At 59.9% G+C, this 22,783-nt stretch carries 19 protein-coding genes and 1 riboswitch; of the genes, 16 read left to right on the top strand and 3 right to left on the bottom strand.

What is annotated here, in order from left to right; translation table 11 throughout:
- Positions 1-8: 8 nt before the first annotated feature.
- A complete protein-coding gene (locus tag QQF73_RS11695; RefSeq protein ID WP_219867437.1) occupies positions 9-839 on the top strand; it encodes a substrate-binding periplasmic protein in 831 nt (276 codons plus the stop codon).
- Between the two features lie 15 nt (positions 840-854).
- Here QQF73_RS11695 and QQF73_RS11690 read toward each other — a convergent pair whose 3' ends face one another.
- From QQF73_RS11690 to QQF73_RS11680, 3 genes are all read right to left on the bottom strand, one after another.
- On the bottom strand, positions 855-1,484 hold the full coding sequence (locus QQF73_RS11690) for a DUF3047 domain-containing protein (protein WP_425607960.1): 630 nt from the start codon (positions 1,482-1,484) through the stop codon (positions 855-857).
- Positions 1,485-1,668: 184 nt separating this feature from the next.
- Positions 1,669-2,574, bottom strand: coding sequence for a response regulator transcription factor (locus tag QQF73_RS11685; protein WP_219867436.1), 906 nt, complete (start codon positions 2,572-2,574; stop codon positions 1,669-1,671).
- Positions 2,561-5,944, bottom strand: a complete 3,384-nt coding sequence (locus QQF73_RS11680) for a hybrid sensor histidine kinase/response regulator (protein ID WP_285368328.1) — start codon at positions 5,942-5,944, stop codon at positions 2,561-2,563. The genes QQF73_RS11685 and QQF73_RS11680 overlap by 14 nt, the downstream gene beginning before the upstream one ends.
- Positions 5,945-6,342: 398 nt before the next feature.
- Here QQF73_RS11680 and urtA point away from each other — a divergent pair, with 398 nt between their 5' ends.
- The 15 genes from urtA to QQF73_RS11605 all read left to right on the top strand — a co-directional run bounded on the left by urtA (position 6,343) and on the right by QQF73_RS11605 (position 22,646).
- On the top strand, positions 6,343-7,521 hold the full coding sequence (gene urtA, locus QQF73_RS11675; RefSeq protein WP_416383209.1) for an urea ABC transporter substrate-binding protein: 1,179 nt from the start codon (positions 6,343-6,345) through the stop codon (positions 7,519-7,521).
- An 83-nt stretch (positions 7,522-7,604) separates the two neighbouring features.
- Positions 7,605-8,531 (top strand): urea ABC transporter permease subunit UrtB, encoded by a 927-nt coding sequence (gene urtB / locus QQF73_RS11670; protein ID WP_218636084.1) that lies wholly within the window; start codon positions 7,605-7,607, stop codon positions 8,529-8,531.
- Positions 8,532-8,540: 9 nt separating this feature from the next.
- Complete coding sequence (gene urtC / locus QQF73_RS11665) at positions 8,541-9,773, top strand: urea ABC transporter permease subunit UrtC (RefSeq protein WP_285368326.1); 1,233 nt, start codon at positions 8,541-8,543, stop codon at positions 9,771-9,773.
- On the top strand, positions 9,773-10,531 hold the full coding sequence (gene urtD, locus QQF73_RS11660; RefSeq protein ID WP_219867433.1) for an urea ABC transporter ATP-binding protein UrtD: 759 nt from the start codon (positions 9,773-9,775) through the stop codon (positions 10,529-10,531). Before urtC ends, urtD begins: the two co-directional genes overlap by 1 nt.
- Positions 10,532-10,533: 2 nt before the next feature.
- Positions 10,534-11,223: an urea ABC transporter ATP-binding subunit UrtE gene (gene urtE / locus QQF73_RS11655; RefSeq protein WP_285368325.1), complete on the top strand. Its 690-nt coding sequence runs from the start codon at positions 10,534-10,536 to the stop codon at positions 11,221-11,223.
- A gap of 14 nt (positions 11,224-11,237) precedes the next feature.
- On the top strand, positions 11,238-12,284 hold the full coding sequence (locus QQF73_RS11650) for an aliphatic amidase (protein WP_285368324.1): 1,047 nt from the start codon (positions 11,238-11,240) through the stop codon (positions 12,282-12,284).
- A 15-nt stretch (positions 12,285-12,299) separates the two neighbouring features.
- Positions 12,300-13,343, top strand: coding sequence for an AAA family ATPase (locus QQF73_RS11645; RefSeq protein ID WP_285368323.1), 1,044 nt, complete (start codon positions 12,300-12,302; stop codon positions 13,341-13,343).
- 101 nt (positions 13,344-13,444) lie between these two features.
- Complete coding sequence (gene fmdA, locus QQF73_RS11640; RefSeq protein ID WP_285368322.1) at positions 13,445-14,677, top strand: formamidase; 1,233 nt, start codon at positions 13,445-13,447, stop codon at positions 14,675-14,677.
- Between the two features lie 5 nt (positions 14,678-14,682).
- The gene (locus QQF73_RS11635; RefSeq protein ID WP_219867428.1) at positions 14,683-15,036 is read left to right on the top strand and encodes a zinc ribbon domain-containing protein; all 354 of its coding nucleotides are present in this window, start codon (positions 14,683-14,685) and stop codon (positions 15,034-15,036) included.
- 84 nt (positions 15,037-15,120) lie between these two features.
- A riboswitch (cobalamin riboswitch) is annotated at positions 15,121-15,334 on the top strand.
- Positions 15,335-15,444: 110 nt separating this feature from the next.
- A complete protein-coding gene (locus QQF73_RS11630; RefSeq protein WP_219867427.1) occupies positions 15,445-18,222 on the top strand; it encodes a ribonucleoside-diphosphate reductase subunit alpha in 2,778 nt (925 codons plus the stop codon).
- Between the two features lie 31 nt (positions 18,223-18,253).
- On the top strand, positions 18,254-19,327 hold the full coding sequence (locus QQF73_RS11625) for a ribonucleotide-diphosphate reductase subunit beta (RefSeq protein ID WP_285368321.1): 1,074 nt from the start codon (positions 18,254-18,256) through the stop codon (positions 19,325-19,327).
- Between the two features lie 307 nt (positions 19,328-19,634).
- Positions 19,635-19,976, top strand: a complete 342-nt coding sequence (locus QQF73_RS11620; protein WP_285368320.1) for a hypothetical protein — start codon at positions 19,635-19,637, stop codon at positions 19,974-19,976.
- Positions 19,977-20,072: 96 nt separating this feature from the next.
- On the top strand, positions 20,073-20,534 hold the full coding sequence (locus tag QQF73_RS11615; protein ID WP_285368319.1) for a hypothetical protein: 462 nt from the start codon (positions 20,073-20,075) through the stop codon (positions 20,532-20,534).
- A 94-nt stretch (positions 20,535-20,628) separates the two neighbouring features.
- Positions 20,629-21,549 carry a hypothetical protein gene (locus tag QQF73_RS11610; RefSeq protein WP_285368318.1) on the top strand — a complete coding sequence of 307 codons (921 nt, stop codon included), beginning with the start codon at positions 20,629-20,631 and terminating at the stop codon, positions 21,547-21,549.
- A gap of 74 nt (positions 21,550-21,623) precedes the next feature.
- Entirely contained in the window at positions 21,624-22,646 is a 1,023-nt protein-coding gene (locus QQF73_RS11605) for a hypothetical protein (protein WP_285368317.1), read from the top strand.
- The last annotated feature ends 137 nt before the right edge of the window (positions 22,647-22,783 follow it).

The raw sequence follows: 22,783 nt of genomic DNA, 5'->3' as shown, positions 1-22,783 counted from the left end.
TGGAAGCCATGAACAGCTGCTGTATCCGTCGCCCCGCATCGAATCCTGCTGGCTTCGCCACCTTCGCCCTGTGGCTCCTGGTGTCTGTCCTGGCCTGGCCATCGATTGCCTCGGGCGAAGAGGCCGCATCGAAAACCCTGCGCATCGCCTACGTGGAGTTTCCGCCGCTCTCGTACCGGAATGAAGCCGGTGAGGCGGACGGGGCGATGATGGAGATCACCCGGAAGGTCGCCATCGAAGCCGGTTACACCCCGGAGTTCATTTACCTGCCGGTAAGCCGGGTCTACCTCTACCTGCGTAACGGCTTGATCGACCTCTGGCCGGGGCCGACGGATATCCCCACCCTCGATGGCGAAGTGCTGGAAAGCTGGGCCAGCCCGATGCCGATCCAGCTGAGTGCCTGGTACAGTCAGAACAAGATGCGTCCACTGGAGAATTTCAACCAGCTCCGGGGCAAGACCGTGATCGTGATCGGCGGTTACACCTACGCGGGGCTGATCAACTGGCTGAATGACGTCGAGGACATTCGCATCACCGAAGCCCCCAACCACCGCTCAGCCATCGATATGCTCAAGCGTAACCGGGGAGACTATCTGCTCGACTACCGGGAGCCGGTGCTGGAAATCCTGGATGGGCCCGCTGATGAGAAGATTGGCGAAACGGAAGTGCGCAGTCGCAACGTGGCCTGGCTGTTTTCCCTCGCCCGCCCACGCGCGGCGATCCTGAGGGAGGAGTTCGACGACGCCTATCTGCGACTGGCCGAGAAAGGCGAAGTACCCGGGGTGCGGACCGTCATGCCGGCGTACATCATTCCCGGCTTTCCGGAACAGTACCGCTAGCTTGGGCCGTCGACCTCATTCGGTCGACAGCCCGATGTCGCCGTACCAGGCCGTGGCCGTTTCCCCGGTGTTGTCCGAATCCGACATGATGGCAATGCCGACCACGGGTGGGGGCGCCTCCCCGAACGCTCGGTGGTAATCCGCGACGATATCCCGTTCTACCGTGACCCATGCACCCGCCCGTTCGCTCCCCGAATTTACCGCCACCATCATGGTCTTGTCGGTGTAGGGGTTGGGGACAAACTCGCCCTCGGGCAGGGTATTGGCCCAGATGTAGTTGAGGGCGTTGCCCGGCAGGCTTTCACCAAACAGTACCTCGACGGCCTTGCGCTTGGCCCGTTCAAAAAAACCGGCTTTCTCGGGCTGGAATTTGAACGCCACGTAGATCCGTGCCGGGTAGTCGTCGCCGGACTTTTTACGGGCATTGCCCTGCTCAAATACGTTCGATACCTTCCAGCGCCAGCGCAGAACCAGCGAATCCCCTGGCTGCAGTTCCAGCCGGGTGATCATCCCGGAGGCCCCACCGGCCGTCCGGGCCCGGACCACCTGTATGCCCTCGTCGGTCACCAGTTCGTAGCGGGAATGCCGGTCAATCTTGGGGAATTCCAAGGGCTCCCAGCCGGAGTTGCCCCCCAGGGTTTCGATCTCGGAGAAGGCAGGTAAGTCAGTGCCTTCTGCCTGTGCAGCGGGGGCCAGCCAGGGGCTGGTGGCCAGGGCCAGTGCGGGAATCAGTGATTTCAGTGCCGTCAGACGCACATGGGTCTCCTCTGCGGAATTCGCGTGGGTTACCGGGGAGACAGCCCGAGTGCTTAAAAGTGCCCGAACGCGCCTACTGGGTTGCCAGCAGGCGGATGGCGCTGGCGGCTGCGGCGGTCCGGTTTTCCACACCCAGCTTCCGGAAGACCTGTTCCAGGTGCTTGTTTACCGTGCGTGGGCTCATGTCCAGAATCTGCCCGATTTCCCGGTTGGTCTTGCCATTGGCAATCCACAGTAGCACGTCCGATTCCCGCAGGGTCAGCTGGAATCGCTCCCGCAGGGCCGCAGCGGCGCTGTTCTGGTTCTGCGGTGTCTTCAGCCGGAGCAGGTACTCGCGGCCGTCCACCAGCGCCAGGTACTCCACCGACCGGGGGGTATCCAGGGCCCGCAACGGCATGACATGCCCCGGCTCCAGATTGTGGCTGAGCCACTCTTCCAGCCGTGCCCGGACATCCGGGAACTCCGGATGACTGCTGTCGGGCAGGCACCGGCAGACCTGCGGCGTGCCCCAGAGCAGGTTGCCTTCCCGGTCCACCGCAAACAGGTTCTGGCCGGCCGTGTCGAGGGCATTGCGGGCGCTGCGGGTCATCCGGGCATTGGTCAGGTGCACGTCCATGCGCGCCAGCAGTTCCGTGGTGTTGATGGGCTTGGTGACATAGTCCACCCCGCCGGCGTTCAGACCCATGACCACGTGTTCGGTGTCACTCAGGCCGGTCATGAAGATGATGGGAATGTCGGTGAACGCCGGGTTCTCCTTCAGCCGCCGGCAGGTTTCAAAACCGTCCATGTGAGGCATGAGCGCATCCATCAGCACCACATCCGGTGTGATGTTCTGGCTGATGGTGAGGGCCTGATTGCCTTCCAGCGCCACCAATACGGTCATGCCCGCTTCCTCGAGGGCATCGTTGATCATGCGAATGGAGTCGACCGCGTCATCCACGACCATCACAACGGTTTTCCGGTCCTCATGAAGCTTCATGTTCGGCTACCTCGAGTAATTCCAGAATTTTTTCAAACTGAAAATCATTGGTGAGTTGGGTCAGTTCGTCGGTAAAGCGTTCTTCGGCCTCGCCCCGATGCTTGAGGCCATGCAGCGCCTCCAGCAGCCCCTTGCGGTGCCCGATTCGGGCCAGGTCCGCCAGAACTTGGCGATGTGCCATGGCGGGCAAGGGCAGGTCACCGGTGTCCGACACCGGGATGGCGGCCAGCGGTTCGGCACTCTTCTCAAACCGCCACTCCAGGTCCAGCACCCGGGCGATGGTGTCCAGTAACAGGTTCAGACGCACCGGCTTGATGATGTAGCCGTCGTGCAGGCGCGGTGAGTCCACGGCATGATGGCCCTCGTTGGCATCGGCGGACACCATCACCACCGGCATGGCGTGTTTGTCCGCCCGCAGCTGCTGGAGGACCTCCCAGCCGGTACGGCCCGGCATGGAGACGTCCAGAAGCACCAGGTCCGGGCGTTCGGCGGCCACGGTTTCCTCGACCCTGAGGGCATTGCCGATGTCGATAATCTCGAAACCCAGCGGCGACAGCATGGCGCGGATGACCTGGCGGTGGGAGATATCGTCGTCCACCAGCAGGACCTTGCGCCGGGTGCCGTGATAGCCATAGATGCGCCGAGCCGGGGCGCTGATCGATCGGGGACTGGAGCTGTGCAGGCTGGAGAGCATCAGGCTGACCTTGAAGGTGCTGCCCTGGCCGGGTTCACTGGCCACCGAGATATCGCCGCCCATGATCTCGGTGAGCAGGCGGGTAATGGTCAGGCCAAGCCCGGTGCCACTGCGGCTCTGGCCCGGGGTACGGATACGCTCGAACGGCCGGAAGATCCGTTCAATGTTCTCCTGGGCGATGCCTTCACCGGTGTCCCGGATGGTGAACTCCGCCACCTGGCTCCGGTAGCGCAGGGTCAGGGATACCTCGCCCCTGTCGGTGTACTTGATCGCGTTCGACAGCAGGTTGATCAGGATCTGGCGCAGGCGTTTCTCGTCCGTGGTCACCATTTCCGGCAGCGGGTAGGGGCAGTGGTAATCGAACGCCAGGCCCTTCTCCTCGGCCTGCAGCTGGAACATGGTGACCAGCTGTTCCATCAGCAGCCCGATTCGCACCTGGTCCCGGTGCAGGTCCAGCCGCCCGGCCTCGATCTTGGAGATGTCCAGCAGCCCCTCGATCAGATCGGCCAGGTATTCACCGCTGCGGCGAATCACCCCCAGGGCCTCCTTCCGGTGGGGTGGGACTGAGTCATCGTTCTCCAACAACTGGGCGTAACCGAGAATGGCATTCAGTGGTGAGCGGAGTTCGTGACTGATGCCGGTCAGATAGCGGCTTTTCGCGCCATTTGCTGCCTCCGCTTGCTCTTTGGCCTGCTGCAGGGCCTGATCGGTGCGCTCGTGAGCGACAATTTCCTCCATCAGCAGCCGGGTCTGACGACCGGACTCTTCCTCCGCCACCACCCGGCTTTCGTGGGCCAGCACAAACAGCCAGCAGATCACCCCGGTGACAATCACCAGGATGAAAAATACCTTCCACAGGGTGACGGACAGCAGCAGGGCTTCGGGTGCCGAGGCCACCGGCGTCTTGAAGTAGATCAGCGATAGCAGCAGGCCGGACAGGCCATTGATCAGAAACAGCAGGCTCAGGAAGTGACCGAGGCGGGAGTGGAGCCGGCTCAGGAGCGCACCGGGCATCAGCTTGCCGAGAAATTGCTGGAGCTGTTCCTGGTAACCGGCGCCGGGTTTGCAGGCGTCGCCGCAGCGGGCATCGAGCGAGCAGCACAGCGAACAGATGGTGCCGGCATAGGCCGGGCAGCTGGTGACATCCTCCGGTTCGAATCTGTGTTCACAAATGGTGCATTTCACCAGCTGGTGGTCGGTGGCGAGGGGCGTGAACGGGCGCGCAGTGTAAAACCGGCCGCCGGTCTTCCAGGCGATCAACGGCGCTGTAATCAGCGCCACCGCCATGGCAATGAAGTGAGACAGGGCTTCGGCGTAGTCGCCGAGGACGCCGGTGTGGCAGGTAATGCCCACCACCGAGGCGGTGATCATGGCACCGACGCCCACCGGGTTGATGTCGTAGAGGTGCGCGCGCTTGAACTCGATGTGTTTGGGGCTGAGCCCCAGCGGCTTGTTTATCACCAGGTCCGCCACCAGCGCGCCGACCCAAGCGATGGCGATGATGCCATAGAAGCCGAGGGTTTCCTCCAGTGCCCGGTAGACCCCCAGCTCCATGACCAGCAGGGCAATGGCGACGTTGAAGAACAGCCAGACCACCCGGCCCGGGTGGCTGTGGGTGAGCCGGGAGAAGAAGTTGGACCAGGCGATGGAGCCGGCGTAGGCGTTGGTGACGTTGATCTTGAGCTGGCACAGGATCACGAAGATACCCGCCATCGCCAGGGAGATCTCCGGCGAGTGGGTGATGTAGTTGAAGGCGACCACGTACATCTGGGTCGGATCCGCCGCCTCCGTGGCCGATATGCCCTGGTTCAGGGCCAGTACCGCCAGGAAGGAGCCGGCCAGGATCTTGAGCATGCCGATCACGATCCAGCCCGGCCCACCGGACATCACAGCCACCCACCACCGGCGTTTCTCCTCCCGGTTCCGGGGTTCCGGAATGAACCGCAGGAAATCCACCTGCTCGCCAATCTGGGCAATCAGCGAGAACACCACGGCGGCGGCCGCGCCGAACATCACCACGTTCAGGCCCTGGCCGGCGGCCTCTCCCAGGCCCTCGAATTTTGTCCAGTCGCTGATGGACGAGGCATCGGCGTAGATGATGAACACGAACGGCGCCAGCTGCAGCAGGATCCACACCGGCTGGGTCCAGACCTGGAACCGGCTGATAGTGGTGATGCCGTGGGTCACCAGCGGGATGATCGCGACCGCACAGATCAGGTAGCCCAGCACCAGCGGAATGCCGAACAGCATCTCCAGGGCCATAGCCATGATGGCCGCCTCGATGGCGAAGAAGATGAAGGTGAACGAGGCGTAGATCAGCGAGGTGATGGTGGAGCCGATGTAGCCGAAGCCCGCGCCCCGGGTCAGCAGGTCAATGTCCACGCCGTAGCGGGCAGCGTAGTAACTGATCGGGATGGCGGTCAGGAAGATCACCAGGCTGACCACCAGGATGGCGGCGACCGCGTTGTCAAAACCGTAGTGCAGGGTGATGGAGCCGCCGATGGCTTCCATGGCCAGGAACGAGATTGCACCCAGGGCGGTGTTGCTGACCCGGGCCGCCGACCAGCGGCGGGCGCTCTTGGCGGTAAACCTCAGGGCGTAGTCTTCCAGCGTCTGGTTGGCGACCCACTGATTGTACCTGCGCCGAACCCGGAAAATATTCTGTCGTGCGGCCATCGCTGCCTTGCCTGTGTAACCTGGGAGTGCCCGGTTATGGGGCGGTTTTGGGGTTCCGCGCACCGGACCTGAAAGCTTCAACAAGTTCCGTGCCATAGTTCGGCGCGCAGAGAGATGCGGTGACATCTAATTCGTGTACCTGCGTTTTAGCCGTTTGGGCCGGGGACCGGAATGCGTCAAATGACGTAGTGCGCTGGGGTGATTGCCGAATGGGCACCCGGGAGGGGGCTGAGCAGAATGTTTGACGTGGGCGCTGTGCTTTCGCAAGGAAGCGCGGTTCCGGCTTTCAAACACTGCGAGGAATCACCATGGGTACGACAGAGATAACCGCCGGTGGGCGGTCGATAGGCAAGGGACTAGGGTTTCGCAAGAGCCTGATGACACTGGCGGCGTCGGTCATGCTGGCCACCTCCGCGCAAGCGGCAGGGCCAAGCACCGCCGAGGTCAATACCACAGGGCTGGCGGTTACCGATGACACCGTCACGGTCGGCATCCTGCACTCCATCACCGGCACCATGGCGATCAGTGAGATCGGCTCGGTGCAGGCGGAAAAACTGGCCATTGAACAGATCAACGCCTCCGGCGGCGTGCTCGGCCGTGAGATCAAGTACGTTCAGGAAGACGGCGCCAGTGACTGGCCGACGTTTGCCGAGAAGTCCCGCAAACTGCTGCGCCAGGACGATGTCGCCGCCATTTTCGGCGCCTGGACCTCCGCTTCCCGGAAGGCCATCCTGCCGGTGATCGAGCAGTACAACGGCATGCTCTACTACCCCACCTTTTACGAAGGCCTCGAGCAGTCCCCGAACGTCATCTACACCGGCCAGGAAGCCACCCAGCAGATCCTGGCGGGTATCGACTGGGCGGTGAAGGAGAAGGGCGCCAAGAGCTTTTACCTGCTCGGCTCCGACTACATCTGGCCGCGCACCTCCAACAAGATCGCCCGCAAGCACATCGACAAGCTGGGCCTGAAGGTCGTGGGTGAGGAGTACTACCCGCTGGGCCACACCCAGTTCAACTCCGTGATCAACAAGATCAAGCTGAAGAAGCCGGATGTGATCTTTGCCTCGGTCGTGGGCGGCTCCAACGTCGCCTTCTACAAGCAGATGAAGGCCGCCGGTGTTGATTTCACCGAAGAAAAGCCCCTGCTGCTGACCATCTCCGTGACCGAGGACGAAATCCGCGGCATCGGTGGTGAGAACGTGGAAGGCATCTACGCCTCCATGAAGTACTTCCAGAGCCTCGACAACCCCAACAACCAGGAGTTTGTAGCGGCCTTCAAGGAAACCTACGGCGATGACATGGTCATCGGCGACGTCACCCAGGCCGCTTACCTTGGCCCGTGGCTGTGGAAGGCCGCGGTTGAAAAAGCCGGCTCTTTCGACATCGACAAGATCCGCGAAGTCTTCGCCGGCATCGAGTTCAAGAAAGCGCCGGAAGGTTACGTGCGCATCCACGAGAACCACCACCTGTGGTCCAAGACCCGCATCGGCCGCGCCCAGACTGACGGCCAGTACCAGGTTGTCTACGAGACCGAAGAGCTGATGGAGCCGGACCCGTTCCCGGAGGGTTACCAGTAAGCATGGATTGCCGGCGCCTGCGCGCGCCGGCAGCCATTACCTCCAGAACGTAAAGCATGTTGGTTTGAAGGGGAGAAAGGGTCATGTTCGATGGCTACACCAGCAGTGAATTGATGTCGATATTTGCCATGCAGGGGTTTGCCGGGCTCTCCCTGTTTTCAGTGTTCGTACTGATGGCAATGGGCCTGGCCATCATCTTCGGTCAGATGGGTGTCATCAACATGGCCCACGGGGAGTTCATGATCCTCGGCGCCTACACCACCTACCTGACCTCGGGTTTCTTCCAGAGCTACCTGCCCAGCCTGTTTGGCGGGTATTTCTTTGTGGCCATGATTCTGGCCTTCCTGATCTGTGCCGCATTGGGAGCGCTCGTCGAGTGGCTCATGATACGGCGACTCTACCACCGACCGCTCGACACGCTGCTGGCCACCTGGGGCCTGAGCCTGATCATGCAGCAGGCCTACCGCTCGATCTTCGGTGCCCGTGAAGTGGGCGTGGAACTTCCCGAGTGGATGATGGGGGCGTTCCAGGTGACCGACCTGGTGGAACTCCCCATCAACGGCCTGTTCGTGATGATCATCGCGCTCTCGATTGCCGTCGGCGTCTACCTCCTGATGTACCGCTCCGGCTACGGCAAGAAAGTCCGGGCCGTGGTCCAGAACCGCCCCATGGCGGAAGCGGTGGGCATCAACAGCGCCGGCATCGACCGCGCCACCTTTGCCCTCGGGTGTGGCATCGCCGGTATCGCCGGGGCCGCGTTCACCATGATCGGCTCCACCGGCCCGTCCTCCGGCCAGGCCTACATCGTCGACACCTTCCTGGTGGTGGTGTTTGGCGGTGCCCAGAGCCTGATCGGCACCATTGTCTCCGCCTTCGGCATTTCCCAGGCCCAGTCCACCATGGAGTTCTTCCTGAGTGGTTCCATGGCCAAGGTTCTCACCCTGCTGGTGGTCGTGGGCATTCTCATGTTGCGCCCCGAAGGCCTGATGGCCCTCAAGGTTCGTCGCTAGGAGCTCGTCATGAAAACACCGTCTAAAACACCATCGATAGTGAACTGGTTTACCTCCCGCGAGGGGCTGTATTACCTCGCGCTGGCCGCGCTGCTGGTGGTCATTCTGCCGCTGGCGCTTGACCCCTTCCGCCTGAACATGGTGGGCAAGTACCTGACCTACGCCTTCGTGGCCATCGGCCTGGTGATGTGCTGGGGCAAGGCCGGCATCCTCAGCCTGGGCCAGGGCGTGTTTTTCGGCCTCGGCGGCTACTGCATGGCGATGTTCCTAAAGCTGGAGGCCTCCACGCCGGAGGCCACGGCCATCCAGTCCACCCCGGGTATTCCGGACTTCATGGATTGGAACCAGCTCACCGAGCTGCCGTGGTTCTGGGAACCGTTCCACAGCTTCTCCTTCACCCTGCTGGCGGTGATCGGGGTGCCCATGCTGCTGGCCTTCGTCATTGGCTTCGCCATGTTCACCCGGCGGGTGGGCGGCGTGTACTTCGCCATCATCACCCAGGCCATTGCGGCCATCCTGACCATCCTGATCATCGGCCAGCAGGGCTACACCGGTGGCGTGAACGGCATCACCGACCTGCAGACCCTGATGGGCTGGGACATCCGGACCGATGCCGCCCGGACCACCCTGTACTTCGTCTGCGTGGCGATGCTCTTCCTGTGCCTGTTCGTGGCCCGGTTCGTCCAGAACCGCAAGCTCGGCCGCATCCTGGTGGCCATGAACGCCCAGGAAAACCGGGTGCGTTTCTCCGGCTACGACGTCGCCGCCTTCAAGATCTTCGTGTTCTGCCTGGCGGCGGCCTTTGCCGGCATCGGTGGCGCCTTGTTCACCCTGATCGTCGGCTTCATGTCGCCGTCGTTCATCGGCATCGTCGCCTCCATCGAGATGGTGATCTTCTGCGCCCTCGGCGGCCGGTTGTCGATCCTCGGTGCGGTCTACGGCGCGCTGCTGGTGAACGCCGCCAAGAGTGGCTTCTCGGAATCCTTCCCGGAACTCTGGCCGTTCGCCATGGGTGCCCTGTTCATCGGTGTGGTGCTGGCGTTCCCGAACGGTCTGGCCGGGCTCTACCAGAGCTACGTGATGCCGCTTGAAGAGCGCCTGTTGAAGCGCAAGCCCAAGGCCGAGGCCCAGCCGGTATCCGAGCCCGAGCCGACCCCCGAGGCGCGCAAGCCCGCGGTTGAGGCGAAGGAAGCGCGCGAATACGACCCGATGATTGAACACTACAGCCCGGAGAAATCCTGATGAACGCAGCCAAATCCAAGAACAGTGATTTCCTGCTGGCGGTGGAAGGTCTCACCGTGTCCTTCGACGGCTTCAAGGCAGTGGATGACCTCTCGTTCTACCTCGATCCCAAGGAAATCCGGGTCATCATCGGCCCCAACGGTGCCGGCAAGACCACGGTGCTGGACCTGATCTGCGGCAAGACGAAGGCTACCTCCGGGTCCATCAAGTTTGCCGGCAAGGAGCTCACCAGGCTCAAGGAGCACCAGATTGTCCATTCCGGCGTGGGTCGGAAATTCCAGACCCCCTCGGTGTTCGAGGACCTGACCGTGTTCGAGAACCTGGAGCTGTCATTTCCAAAGGGCCACAGCGTCGGCGGGGCGCTGGCGTTCAAGCGCGATCCGGCGGTGATCGAGGCGGTGGAAGAGGTGGCAGCGACCATCTTTCTTACCGATGCCCTGAACGAGCCGGCGGCGTCCCTCAGCCACGGCCAGAAGCAGTGGCTGGAGATTGGCATGCTGCTGATCCAGAAGCCGGACCTGCTGATGTTGGATGAGCCGGTGGCCGGCATGTCCGTGGCCGAGCGCAAGAAAACCGCCGAGCTGCTCAAGGTGATCACCAAGGATCACACGGTGCTGGTGATCGAGCATGACATGCAGTTTGTCGGCGACATCGCCGACCGGGTCACCGTCATGCATCAGGGCAAGGTTCTCTCGGAAGGGTCCATCGAGCACGTGAAATCGGACCCGAAAGTCATCGAAGTCTACCTGGGGCACTGATCATGCTGAGCGTAAAACATCATTCGGTGGCCTATGGCCAAAGCACCATCATCGACGACCTGAACCTCGATGTGGCAAAGAATGAAATCGTGGCCGTGGTCGGCCGCAACGGTATGGGCAAGACCACGCTGATGAAATCCCTGGTGGGGATGACGCCCACCAGGGGCGGCGAAGTCAGCCTGGACGGTACCGATCTGTCCAGCCTGAAGAGCTTCCAGCGGGTGCGCGCCGGTATCGGTTTCGTACCCCAGGGGCGGATGATCTTTCCCACCCTGACAGTGCGGGAAAACATCGAGACCGGTCTGGCCGCGGTGGGCGAGAAGAAGGTGCCGGAGGACCTGTACGAGCTGTTCCCGGTGCTCAAGGAAATGCAGAACCGCCGGGGAGGCAACCTGTCCGGCGGCCAGCAGCAACAGCTGGCCATCGCACGCGCCCTGGCTACCCGCCCCAAGGTGCTGCTGCTCGACGAACCCACCGAGGGCATCCAGCCCAACATCATCAAGGACATCGCCCAGACCCTGCGGCGCATCCGCGATGAGCGGGGCCTGTCGATTGTGGTGTCGGAGCAGGTATTGAGCTTCGTGATGGATGCGGCCGACCGGATTCTGGTGATCGAGAAGGGCGCCATCGTGCACGAAGAGAGCCGGGCGGAAGCGGACCAGGACAAGATTGCCAGCTATCTGGCGGTGTAACGAGGAGTAGAGTAATGAGACACGGTGATATTTCCAGCAGCAACGACACCGTCGGCGTGGCGGTGGTGAACTACAAGATGCCCCGGCTGCACACCAGGGACGATGTGCTAGCCAACGCCCGCCAGATCGCGGACATGATCAAGGGCATGAAGGTGGGCCTGCCGGGCATGGACCTGGTGGTGTTCCCGGAATACAGCACCATGGGCATCATGTACGACAACGACGAGATGATGGAAACCGCGGCCACCGTGCCCGGCGACGAGACCGCCATCTTTTCCGCCGCCTGTCGCGAGGCCAACACCTGGGGGGTGTTCTCCCTGACCGGCGAGCGCCACGAGGAACACCCGAAAAAGGCGCCCTACAATACCCTGGTGCTGATCAACAACGAGGGCGAGATCGTCCAGAAATACCGAAAGTGCATTCCCTGGTGCCCCATCGAGGGCTGGTATCCCGGCGACACCACCTACGTCACCGAGGGCCCCAAGGGCATGAAGATCAGCCTGATCATCTGCGACGACGGCAACTACCCGGAAATCTGGCGCGACTGCGCCATGAAGGGCGCGGAGCTGATCGTGCGCTGCCAGGGCTACATGTACCCGGCCAAGGAACAGCAGATCATGATGGCCAAGAGCATGGCCTGGGCCAACAACTGCTACGTGGCCGTGGCCAACGCCTCCGGTTTTGACGGCGTGTATTCCTACTTCGGCCACTCGGCACTCATCGGCTTTGACGGCCGCACCCTCGGTGAGTGCGGCGAGGAGGACATGGGTGTTCAGTACGCCCAGCTCTCGGTGAGCCAGATCCGCGACGCCCGTACCAACGACCAGTCCCAGAACCACCTGTTCAAGCTGCTGCACCGGGGCTACACCGGCGTGCATGCCTCCGGTGACGGTGACAAGGGCGTGGCCGACTGCCCGTTCGAGTTCTACCGCACCTGGGTGATGGATGCCCAGAAGGCGCAGGAAAACGTGGAGGCGATGACCCGCAAGACCGTCGGTACCGCCGAGTGCCCGGTCGGGGAGCTGCCGTTCAACGGCAAGGAAAAATCCGCAGGGGCCTGAGCCCGGGAGGCACTGATGCCGTTTATCAACGAACGGCTGGAAGCCAACCGGGAGTCCATAGTAAAGAACCGGGCCCCTTCAGGCCCGGTTCGTGTTTCCCGGTTCCGCTTCGAGCCAGTGGCCGTGATGGCCCGCCTTCGGGACAACATCGTCGGCCAGGACCACGCCCTCACCGCCATGGAAGCCATGCTGGTGCGGGTGAAGGCCGACATCGGCGAGGACAACCGGCCGCTGGCGGTGCACCTGTTCCTGGGGCCCACCGGCGTCGGCAAGACCGAAACCGTGCGCCTGATCGCCGAGGCCATTCACAGCAGCCGCGATGGTTTGTGTCGCATCGACATGAACACTCTGGCCCAGGAGCATTACGCCGCCGCGCTCACCGGTGCACCGCCGGGGTATGTGGGCAGCAAGGAAGGCCACAGCCTGTTCGACCTGGACAAGGTGCAGGGCTCGTTCAGCAAACCCGGCATTGTGCTGTTCGATGAGATTGAAAAGGCCAGCAAGGAAGTGGTCCGCACCCTGCTCAACGTGCTGGACACCGGCCGGCTGGTGTTTCCCTCCGGTAACCGCGAGATCGATTTCCGCAACACCCTGATTTTCATGACCAGCAACGCCGGGGCCCTGGAGGCCGAGGCGTACGAACAGCGTTACCGGCGGGGCTGGCGGCGCTGGCTCGGGTTATCGCCCGGCAACGGCGAGGGTATTCGCGATGCCGCCTTGCGCCGCCACTTTGACCCGGAATTCCTCAATCGGATCGACCAGATCCTCACCTTCAATCCTCTGACCGAGAACTGGCTGGAGGCCCTGCTGGACATCGAGCTGGCGGGCCTCAATCGCCGCCTGTCGAAAAAACACGCGGAGCTGAGCCTGTCGCCGGAACTGCGCACCGAACTCTGCCGCGGCTACGACGCCCGCTATGGCGCCCGGGAGTTGCTGCGAGTATTTCGCCAGCGTCTGGAGCCGGCGCTGGCCCGGGCGTTGCTGACCTATCCGCACTGTCACCGGTTCGAGGCTTCGCTGGAGGGCAGGGCCGTCACGGTTCACCAATACGTCGAATGACGTAGGTACCGGGGGCATTTCGCGAATACCTCCCCGGCACCGGATTTCGGATAGTAAAGCCGTTACCTAAACGTGTAAGCCAAGACCAAGGAGCGCCCGTTATGGCTGAAACCATAATCAAGATTGATCTGAACAAGTCGGCCTATGAGAACGACAAAATCCACAACCGCTGGCACCCGGACATTCCGCTGGTGGCCACCGTCAAACCCGGCGACGATTTCATCGTCGAGTGCTACGACTGGACCGGCGGCCAGATCAAGAACGACGACAGCGCCGACGACGTGCGAGATGTGGACCTCAGCCAGGTGCACTTCCTGTCTGGCCCGATCGGGGTTGAGGGCGCGGAGCCCGGCGACCTGCTGGAAGTGGACATTCTCGATATCGGCACCTTCGAAGAGAGCCAGTGGGGCTTCAACGGCTTCTTTTCCAAGCAGAACGGCGGTGGCTTCCTGACCGAACACTTCCCGGAGGCCCAGAAATCCATCTGGGACTTCAACGGCATGTTCACCAAATCCCGCCACATTCCGAATGTGGAATTCGCGGGCCTGATTCACCCGGGCCTGATCGGCTGCCTGCCCTCCAAGGAACTGCTGGAAACCTGGAACAAGCGGGAAGCCGGCCTGGTGGCCACCGACCCGGAGCGGGTGCCCGAGCTGGCCACCCTGCCCTACGGCGAGACCGCCCACATGGGCCAGATGCGCGGCGAACAGGCCAAGGCCGCCGGCGCGGAAGCCGCCCGGACCGTACCGCCCCGTGAGCACGGCGGTAACTGCGACATCAAGGATCTGTCCCGGGGTTCCAAGGTGTACTTCCCGGTGTACGTGGACGGCGCGGGCCTCTCCGTGGGCGACCTGCACTTCAGCCAGGGCGACGGTGAGATCACCTTCTGTGGCGCCATCGAGATGGCCGGCTGGATCCACCTGCGGGTGAACCTGATCAAGGACGGCGTCAAGAAATACGGCATCAAGAACCCGGTGTTCAAGCCCAGCCCTATCAAGCCCCGCTACGACGACTACGTGATCTTCGAAGGCATCTCGGTGGACGAAGACGGCGGCCAGCATTACCTCGACGTGCACGTGGCCTACCGCCAGGCCTGCCTGAACGCCATCGAGTACATGACCAAGTTCGGTTACACCAAGGCCCAGGCCTACGCGATCCTCGGCTGTGCGCCGGTGGAAGGCCACATCAGCGGCGTGGTGGATATCCCGAACGCCTGCGCCACGCTCTGGCTGCCAACCGGCATCTTCGACTTCGACATCAACCCGTCGGCCGATGGCCCCCAGAAGAAAGTCAGTGGCGGCATGGACGTACCCCTGTCGAAAGATAAGGAGTAACCGCCATGCCCGTGTATGACTACAAGTGCCGCGAGCACGGCCTGTTCAACACACTTGCCACCATGGACGACGCCGCCAAGCCGGCGGAATGCCCCACCTGCAAGGTGTTGTCGCCCCGAGTGATTGTGTTGCCACCGCACATTGCGGCCATGGACCCGGCCAACCGGGCGGCCCAGGACCGGAACGAAAAATCCCGGCATGAGCCGGTGTTTTCCACCGCTGACCGCCGGGCCCACGACCAGGAACACAGCCGCAGTTGCGGTTGTGGTTCCCCGAAGCCTGGCAAGTCGATGCTGTTCTACACCGCCGACGGGAAGAAAATGTTCCCCTCCATGCGGCCCTGGATGATCAGCCACTGACGTTCAGTACAGAGTCTGTCACGTGTTTGGCCCCTTCGGGGGCCTTTTTTGTTGCCCCGCCTTGTTCCGTCTGAATATCGTGTATATAGTGTTTTCATCCTTGGTTAACTACCAGATGTTGTTTTTTTGAGCATCTCGGTATCGGGAATCCGGTGAGAATCCGGAACTGACGCGCAGCGGTATTGGAGAACGAGCGTGGCATGAAGACACTGGCGCAAGCCGGGAAGTCGCCACGCGAGGCCGAATCGAACGATTCATGCTCCTGAGTCCGAAGACCTGCCAGGGATACAACTGCACCTTCGCGTCTTAAGGTGAGCAGATCGGTAGTGCCTGCCCGTCCCCCGGGCAAGGTGCGCCCCTGCGTACGCGAAGGTGAAAGGAACCCAACGCGTATTCAGGAGTACAGACATGTCCACCTCTGCCCTGGCTGCACCCCAGCCGTCCGCCCCAACTGAAACCGAATCCCTGCAGGTCATCAAACGCAACGGCACCCTCGTGGGTTTCAATCCGTCCAAGATAACCGTCGCCGTGACCAAGGCATTTCTGGCGGTGGAAGGCGACAAGGCCGCCGGCTCGGCCCGCATCAACGACGCCGTGCACCGGGTCACCGAGCAGGTTATCCAGGCCATCGGCCGGCGCCTGAAAGCCGGCGGCAAGGTTCACATCGAAGACATCCAGGACCAGGTGGAGCTGGCGCTGATGCGGGCCGAGGAACAGAAAGTCGCCCGCGCCTACGTGCTCTACCGGGAAGACCACGCCCGGCAGCGTGCCCACCATCATCCGATGGAAGCCCACCCGCACCTGACCGTGAAAAAAGCCGGTGGCGAGATCGCCCCGCTGGACCTGGGCCGCATGAAACTGCAGGTGGAGCAGGCGGCTACCGGCCTGGACGGCATCGATGGCGACTCCCTGGTAGAGGACGCCCTGACCAACCTGTACGACGGCATTGCCGAGGAAGATGTGCTGTCGGCGCTGGTGATGACCGCCCGCGGGCGCATCGAACAGGAGCCGGACTACAGCGCCGTCACCGCCCGGCTGTTGCTGGAGCAGCTACGGCTGGAGAACGCCTCGGCCCTGAACTTGTCCACAGAGCTGCCACTGGCGGAAATTTATCCACAGGCCCTGAGAGCCTTCATCGCCGCCGGCATCCGCTACGAGCTGCTGGACGAAGCGCTGGCGGCCTTTGATCTGGAGCGCCTGGGCACCGCCCTGAAACCGGAGCGGGACCGGCAGTTCGGCTTCCTTGGCCTGCAGACCCTGTACGACCGTTACTTCCTGCACTGGAACAAGGCCCGCCTGGAACTGCCGCAAGTGTTCTTCATGCGCGTGGCCATGGGCCTGGCGCTGCGCGAGGATGACCCGAACACCCGCGCCATCGAGTTCTACAATCTTTTGTCCTCGTTCGATTACATGGCCAGCACGCCCACGCTGTTCAACAGCGGCACCCGGCATTCCCAGCTGTCCTCCTGCTACCTGACCACCGTGGGAGATGACCTCGAAGATATCTACGGGGCTATTCGCGACAACGCCATGCTCTCGAAATGGGCCGGTGGCCTGGGCAACGACTGGACTCCGGTGCGCTCCCTCGGGGCTCACATCAAAGGCACCAACGGCCAGAGCCAGGGTGTGGTGCCGTTCCTGAAAGTGGTCAACGACACCGCCGTGGCCGTGAACCAGGGGGGCAAACGCAAGGGCGCGGTGTGCGCCTATCTGGAAAGCTGGCACCTGGACATCGAGGAATTCCTGGAACTGCGCAAGAACACCGGTGACGAACGCCGCCGCACCCACGACATGAACACCGCCAACTGGGTACCGGACCTGCTGATTGAGCGCATGCGCGAGGACCGGGACTGGACCCTGTTCTCTCCCAGCGACGTGCCGGACCTGCACGACCTCTACGGTAACGAGTTCCGGGAGCGCTACGAGCATTACGAGGCGCTGGCGGAGCAGGGCGAAATCAGGCTGTTCAAGACACTTCCCGCCAAGCAGCTCTGGCGCAAGATGCTGACCGTGCTGTTCGAGACCGGCCACCCCTGGATCACCTTCAAGGACCCCTGCAACCTGCGCTCGCCCCAGCAGCATAAGGGCGTGGTGCACAGCTCCAACCTGTGTACCGAGATCACCCTGAACACCAGTGCGGACGAGATTGCCGTGTGCAACCTGGGCTCGGTGAACCTGGCCGCCCACATCGAGAACGGAGAGCTGGACGTGCAGCGGCTGGAGCGCACGGTGACCACCGCCGTGCGTATGCTCGATAACGTCATCGACATCAACTACTACGCGGTGCCCCAGGCGAAGAACTCCAACCTCAAGCATCGGCCGGTGGGCCTGGGCCTGATGGGCTTTCAGGACGCGCTCTACCAGCTGGGCCTGCCCTATACCAGCCCGGAAGCGGTGGCCTTTGCCGACGTCGCCATGGAGCAGCTCAGCTACTTCGCCATCCGTGCCTCCGCCACGCTGGCGGGTGAGCGAGGTGCCTATGAGAGCTACGAAGGTTCACTGTGGCAGCAGGGCATTCTGCCCATCGATTCCATCAGCCTGCTGAAACAGGCCCGCCGGGAAGGGGACCTGTCCGTGGATACCAGCGCCCGCCTGGACTGGACCCCGGTGCGCGAGCTGATCGCCCAACACGGCATGCGCAACAGCAACGTGATGGCCATCGCGCCCACGGCGACCATCTCCAACATCGTGGGCGTGTCCCAGTCCATCGAGCCGGCGTACCAGAACCTGTTCGTGAAATCGAACCTCTCGGGCGAGTTCACGGTGGTGAATCCGTCGCTGGTCCGCGACCTCAAGGTCGAGGGCCTGTGGGACAACGTGATGGTCAACGATCTGAAATACTTCGACGGCTCGGTGCAGCAGATCGACCGCATCCCGGCCGAACTCAAGGCCCGCTACGCCACCGCGTTCGAGATTGACGCCCGCTGGCTGGTGGAAGCCGCCGCCCGCCGCCAGAAATGGCTGGACCAGGCCCAGAGCCTGAACCTGTACATGGCCGAACCCAGCGGCAAGAAGCTGGATGCCCTGTACCAGCTGGCGTGGGAGAGGGGCCTGAAAACCACCTATTACCTGCGCTCGCTGGGTGCCACCGGGGCCGAGAAAACCGCGCCCGTATCAGCGCCTTCTATGGCACCCCAGCCCCAGGTATGCAGCATCGACGACCCTGACTGCGAAGCTTGTCAGTAACCACTTACTTTCAATTTAAGAGGCACAGACCATGCTCGACTGGGACGACGAACCAGCAACCACCAGCACGCCGGCCGCTCATGCCGGCGCCAACCCCAACGCACCGGCGCCGGTCAACGCGGACGACAAGCGCGTGGTCAACGGCGAGACGGACATCAACCAGCTCGCCCCGTTCAAGTATCCCTGGGCCTGGGAATACTTCATGAACGCCAACAAGAACCACTGGACCCCGCTGGACGTGAACATGGCCCAGGACGTTCACGACTACCACCACCGGCTGACCGCGCCGGAAAAGCACGTGTACGAGAACGTGCTGGCCTACCTCACCACCTCCGACATCCTGGCCATGCGCAACATCGGCCTGGCGGTGATGGAGAAGATGAGCGCGCCGGAACTCCAGATCTACCAGGCCCGGCAGGTGTACGAAGAGGCCATGCACACCTGGGCCTACCAGCACTGCATCGAAACCCTGAACCTGGACCAGAGCGAGATCTATAACCGCTACCGGGTGGTGCCAGCCATCAACGGCAAGATCCAGATCGCCAACCGCCGGCTGGACGCGGCCATGCGCCCGGACATGAACCTGCGCAACAGGGATGACCTGCAGGAATTCATCATGTCCTACCTATTCTTCGCGGCGGTGTTCGAAGGCACCTGGTTCTACAACGGCTTTAGCCCCATCTTCGCCCTGCAGCGCCGCGGCCTCATGCGCGGTACCGGTGAACAGCTGCAGTACATCCTGCGGGATGAAGCCATGCACTTCTCCTTCGGCCTGAAAGTGGTGAACCAGATCGTGGAGGAGGAAAACATCCGCTTCGACCCGAAAGCCGTGCGCGAGATGTGGAACGAATCCGAAGCCGCCGAAACCAACTACGCCAACTACATCCTGCGCGACCCGATCCTCGGCTACTCTGCCGAGTACCACAGCGAACAGTTCCGCTTCGTGGCCAACCGCCGCGCCCGCACCGTGGGCCTGGACGAGCCGTTCCCGGGCGCGAGGAATGTATCACCCTGGCTGGATGAGCAGGCCACCCTGCGCAAGGAAAAGAACTTCTTCGAGACCCGGGTGATCGAGTACCAGACCGGGGCTCAGCTGGAGTGGTAAGCCCGCCCGAACGGCCGGAGTTATACGAACGCGTTCGCAAAAGTCCGGCGAACTCTCGCGCAAAACCTGTAACTCTCTGATACGGTTAAGGTAGTGGATTTGAAGGTCTGGAATTATACGCCCTGAAACGCAAGGGTTCGTGCGTTGCGAGGGGCGTATAACTCCGGCGGTAGCCGTTATAGGTTCTGGTAACGTACTGGTTTAATGGCGGTTTATGAAATCAGACAGGCGGCTAAAACTGGAATTATACGAATGCGTGTTATACGAACGGGTTCGTTGAATACGCTGTTAAATGGGGGAGAAAACTATGAATCTTGAGGTGTTACAGCACATTGTGCGAAATGAGCCTGAACGAATTGAGTCTTTAGCCAACGAGAATGGCTTGGACGCATCGGCATCAGTTGGCGTGGCCGAGTTCTTGGCGGGCAACGATGGAGATGTTTCGTTGCTGTCCTCGAAGCAGCAATACCATTACGACAATGCGATAGAGCCACTACTCGAAAATGTGCCATGTGACGGGGTGTTCGGCGATGACACATGCACAGGGAATGGTGTCATTGATGATGAGTCGCTATTGGGTTGTTACCTCGAAGACAATTTCCTCTGTCAGCACTGCCGATTTGACTCTGATCGGATAAAGGCCGAGTGACATTTAACCAATCGCTCAAGTACGTTCCCGGCCTGGCGGCCGTCCACCGGACGACCCTGACGGGCCGCCGCTTAGCTTTGCGTTAGAGGTTTAAATATGCGGCACGATCCTGCTCGGACGACGCCGGTCGGTCTATCCAAGTACGCGAAAGAGTTTCTTGATTGCGCTCTCGCGGCAGATGAAACCATAGGCGAGCGCCCCGGCTATGAGATAATCGCGCCGGTACCGGTCATGTACCTCATAGGACATGCGATCGAGCTTTCGCTGAAGGCTTTCTTGTCCTCCAAAAACATTTCTCTCTCGGATTTAGCGTCTAAGAGATATGGTCACGACCTTGTTAAATGTTACGACAAGGCATGCGAGCTCGGCCTTCGCGATCTAGTTGCTTTCGAGTCTGGGGAAGTTGAGGGAATGAGAGTTCTCAACAAACTGTATTGCACAAAGCAGCTCAACTACATTGTGACCGGTGAAAAGATATTCCCTGTTTTCGGTCCGATTCAAAGTTTCGCAGAGCGCCTTCTTGGCGTGGTTGGTCCTGAAGTTGGCTTCCAAGGGTAGTTGCTCTAACCAGTGCAGGCGCTGCGACGCCCATTTCATCGCGCCTTCGGCTTCATTCCATGGGCGCGCGTTACTTTTAAGAGGGAGCTGAAGTTTGTCAGTAAGTGATATGAGTTTTGAGAGATGGACGTCTAGAGAATCGTCAACCTGGACATTTCAAGTCTTTCAGAAGTACAACCGCGAGTTAAGCCGGATGTACATTTCACACATTGCGGCAAATGAATTTATTTATAGGAATTTAGGGAAAAATGCCCAGTGGGAAGATCCAGTATCAAAGCATTTTAAGTTTAGAGATGAAACACACGAGCACACCTTCGGCAGCATCAAAGGGTGGTCGGATTCATTCAATGATTTTGATAACTGGACTAATTTGAATTCAGTAATGGCTATGAGTTCAAATCTAGAAACTTATCTTTCGACCGTTATCAAACTTGCCCTAGAATCAGATGTTGGCGTCTTGTTCGGTGCAAAGAGACGCATCGATGGAATTGAGATTATTAAACATGGTAGGTCGCAGCCATTTGATTTTGAGGACAAGATAGTTTCTTGCACAAAAGGTGAATGGGGAAGCAGAGTTAACGCATTTAAAAAAATATTTGGGCAGGCTCCCGAGGTTCTGGAATCAAATATATCACGGCTTGAAAAGCTCAGGAAGTTGAGAAATAACGTAGGTCATGCATTCGGTAGAGACATCGAATTAAGTCGAAGTCACAACGTGATAGATGCAATGGATATGCACAAACTAAAGAGAGAAAAAACATTAGAATATCAGAAGTTAATTTATGGGATTGCCAGGGCTATAGACAAGCAGCTTCTCAACGATCATATTGGTGAATACCAAACCTTGTACTTCTACCATAATTTGAGGCCAAGCTTAAAACACGACGACTCGAATCATCAGAGAAAGGTTGGTAATCATATGGCCATTCTGAAGAAGAAGCTTGGGCAATTTGGAGCTGCTAAGGCGGGGAAGAAGTTTTGTAGAGAGCTCATTGTTTACTATGAAGCACTGTAAATGTAACAAATAAAAGCCTCGGACCTCGCAAGCTCGGCCGGTGTTTTGGGCGTGAGGAAGGAATCAACAGATCCATGGAAAAATTTGCTAGAAAAGAGCTCGGCTGGGTAACCTACATAAACCCCTTCAGGATCGTGGTTCCAGAACACGAGGAGCCCTTGGAGGTCGATCTCAAAGAAATCAATTCAAATACTTATAATCACGGTAAGTTATGCCAGATCGTTAGCTCGGTAGCTTTGGATGAGCTATCTGGGTATAAACTTTTGGTTTGTTATGATGGTGCCTTAGTTATCCCCAAGATTGGAAAGTATAGGAATAAAGAAGAGGCAGTAAATCTATTTAATAGAATTATTTCCTGTCTTATCCTTTCTGGAATTTTCTGTGAGGCCATTGACCAAAGAGATATTGTTTGGGGCAACTTGCTTGATAGAGTGCAAATATGGCCAGTTGATCTAGGAAAAAGCGCCTCGTCGATTTTTCATGGCAAGCTGAGAATGCGAATTGCCAGTAATTTGGACAGAATTATTCTTAGTAGTCCTAGAAGCATCAAGGTTGGCGAATTTTTGTCAGCGCTGAGTGATGGCGAGAGTATTTTAGGTGAAATAAGTAATTTGACTCCTTCCTTTTTCGCTCGCGGAATAACTGAAATAACATACAAGAACTGGTCGTTGGCATTATCAAGTTTATGGATCACTGTTGAGCAGCTTACAGACCATTTGTGGGAAAACCAGTTCTTAAAAAACTCTGCCAAACAACCAGATAATGAGATCAGTGGACGTTTGAAAGCGATGAGACAGGATAACCGTACATGGTCGAGCTCTGTTAAGCAGGAGTTGCTTTACCAAAGTGGGGTTATTGATGGATATATTTTCGAGAGACTATATCCGGCTCGCCAAGCGAGGAATAGATTAGTCCATGATGGAAAGGATGTAGACGAAGATACCGTAAAAGGGTTGTTTTCTGCTTTGGTCATACTGTTAGAAATGAGCGTCACTCGCTCTAGTATTGGTATCTCCCGACTTCAGCTGCCGAGTGGAGATCGAATGGAAACAACTATGGATGCCTCTGATGAGTATATTGATTGGAAAGAGGTCTAACCAGAAAGTTCCTAACAAATGCAGACAAGGGACGCTCCTGACGTCGCGCCCCTGCTGCAAGCGTTAGGGCATCAAGGCATTAAGAATGAGAGTAAGAGTAGAAATTGGAAACCCAGAAACCGAAGAATGGGGCGAAT

Origin of the sequence: Marinobacter albus, from assembly GCF_030238305.1 — a bacterium.
GTDB lineage: Bacteria > Pseudomonadota > Gammaproteobacteria > Pseudomonadales > Oleiphilaceae > Marinobacter > Marinobacter albus.
Note: the sequence above shows the minus strand (reverse complement) of the source record. Positions and strands in the feature narration are given on the sequence as shown.

Excerpts from the sequence above, each read along its gene's own strand:
- urtA (WP_416383209.1), top strand. The coding sequence starts at position 6,343 with ATGCTGGCCACCTCCGCGCAAGCGGCAGGGCCAAGCACCGCCGAGGTC.
- urtE (WP_285368325.1), top strand. The coding sequence starts at position 10,534 with ATGCTGAGCGTAAAACATCATTCGGTGGCCTATGGCCAAAGCACCATC.
- QQF73_RS11680 (WP_285368328.1), bottom strand. The coding sequence starts at position 5,944 with ATGGCCGCACGACAGAATATTTTCCGGGTTCGGCGCAGGTACAATCAG.
- urtB (WP_218636084.1), top strand. The coding sequence starts at position 7,605 with ATGTTCGATGGCTACACCAGCAGTGAATTGATGTCGATATTTGCCATG.
- QQF73_RS11625 (WP_285368321.1), top strand. The coding sequence starts at position 18,254 with ATGCTCGACTGGGACGACGAACCAGCAACCACCAGCACGCCGGCCGCT.
- fmdA (WP_285368322.1), top strand. The coding sequence starts at position 13,445 with ATGGCTGAAACCATAATCAAGATTGATCTGAACAAGTCGGCCTATGAG.
- QQF73_RS11635 (WP_219867428.1), top strand. The coding sequence starts at position 14,683 with ATGCCCGTGTATGACTACAAGTGCCGCGAGCACGGCCTGTTCAACACA.
- QQF73_RS11695 (WP_219867437.1), top strand. The coding sequence starts at position 9 with ATGAACAGCTGCTGTATCCGTCGCCCCGCATCGAATCCTGCTGGCTTC.
- QQF73_RS11650 (WP_285368324.1), top strand. The coding sequence starts at position 11,238 with ATGAGACACGGTGATATTTCCAGCAGCAACGACACCGTCGGCGTGGCG.
- QQF73_RS11620 (WP_285368320.1), top strand. The coding sequence starts at position 19,635 with ATGAATCTTGAGGTGTTACAGCACATTGTGCGAAATGAGCCTGAACGA.
- QQF73_RS11685 (WP_219867436.1), bottom strand. The coding sequence starts at position 2,574 with ATGAAGCTTCATGAGGACCGGAAAACCGTTGTGATGGTCGTGGATGAC.
- QQF73_RS11615 (WP_285368319.1), top strand. The coding sequence starts at position 20,073 with ATGCGGCACGATCCTGCTCGGACGACGCCGGTCGGTCTATCCAAGTAC.
- QQF73_RS11630 (WP_219867427.1), top strand. The coding sequence starts at position 15,445 with ATGTCCACCTCTGCCCTGGCTGCACCCCAGCCGTCCGCCCCAACTGAA.
- urtC (WP_285368326.1), top strand. The coding sequence starts at position 8,541 with ATGAAAACACCGTCTAAAACACCATCGATAGTGAACTGGTTTACCTCC.
- QQF73_RS11645 (WP_285368323.1), top strand. The coding sequence starts at position 12,300 with ATGCCGTTTATCAACGAACGGCTGGAAGCCAACCGGGAGTCCATAGTA.
- urtD (WP_219867433.1), top strand. The coding sequence starts at position 9,773 with ATGAACGCAGCCAAATCCAAGAACAGTGATTTCCTGCTGGCGGTGGAA.
- QQF73_RS11605 (WP_285368317.1), top strand. The coding sequence starts at position 21,624 with ATGGAAAAATTTGCTAGAAAAGAGCTCGGCTGGGTAACCTACATAAAC.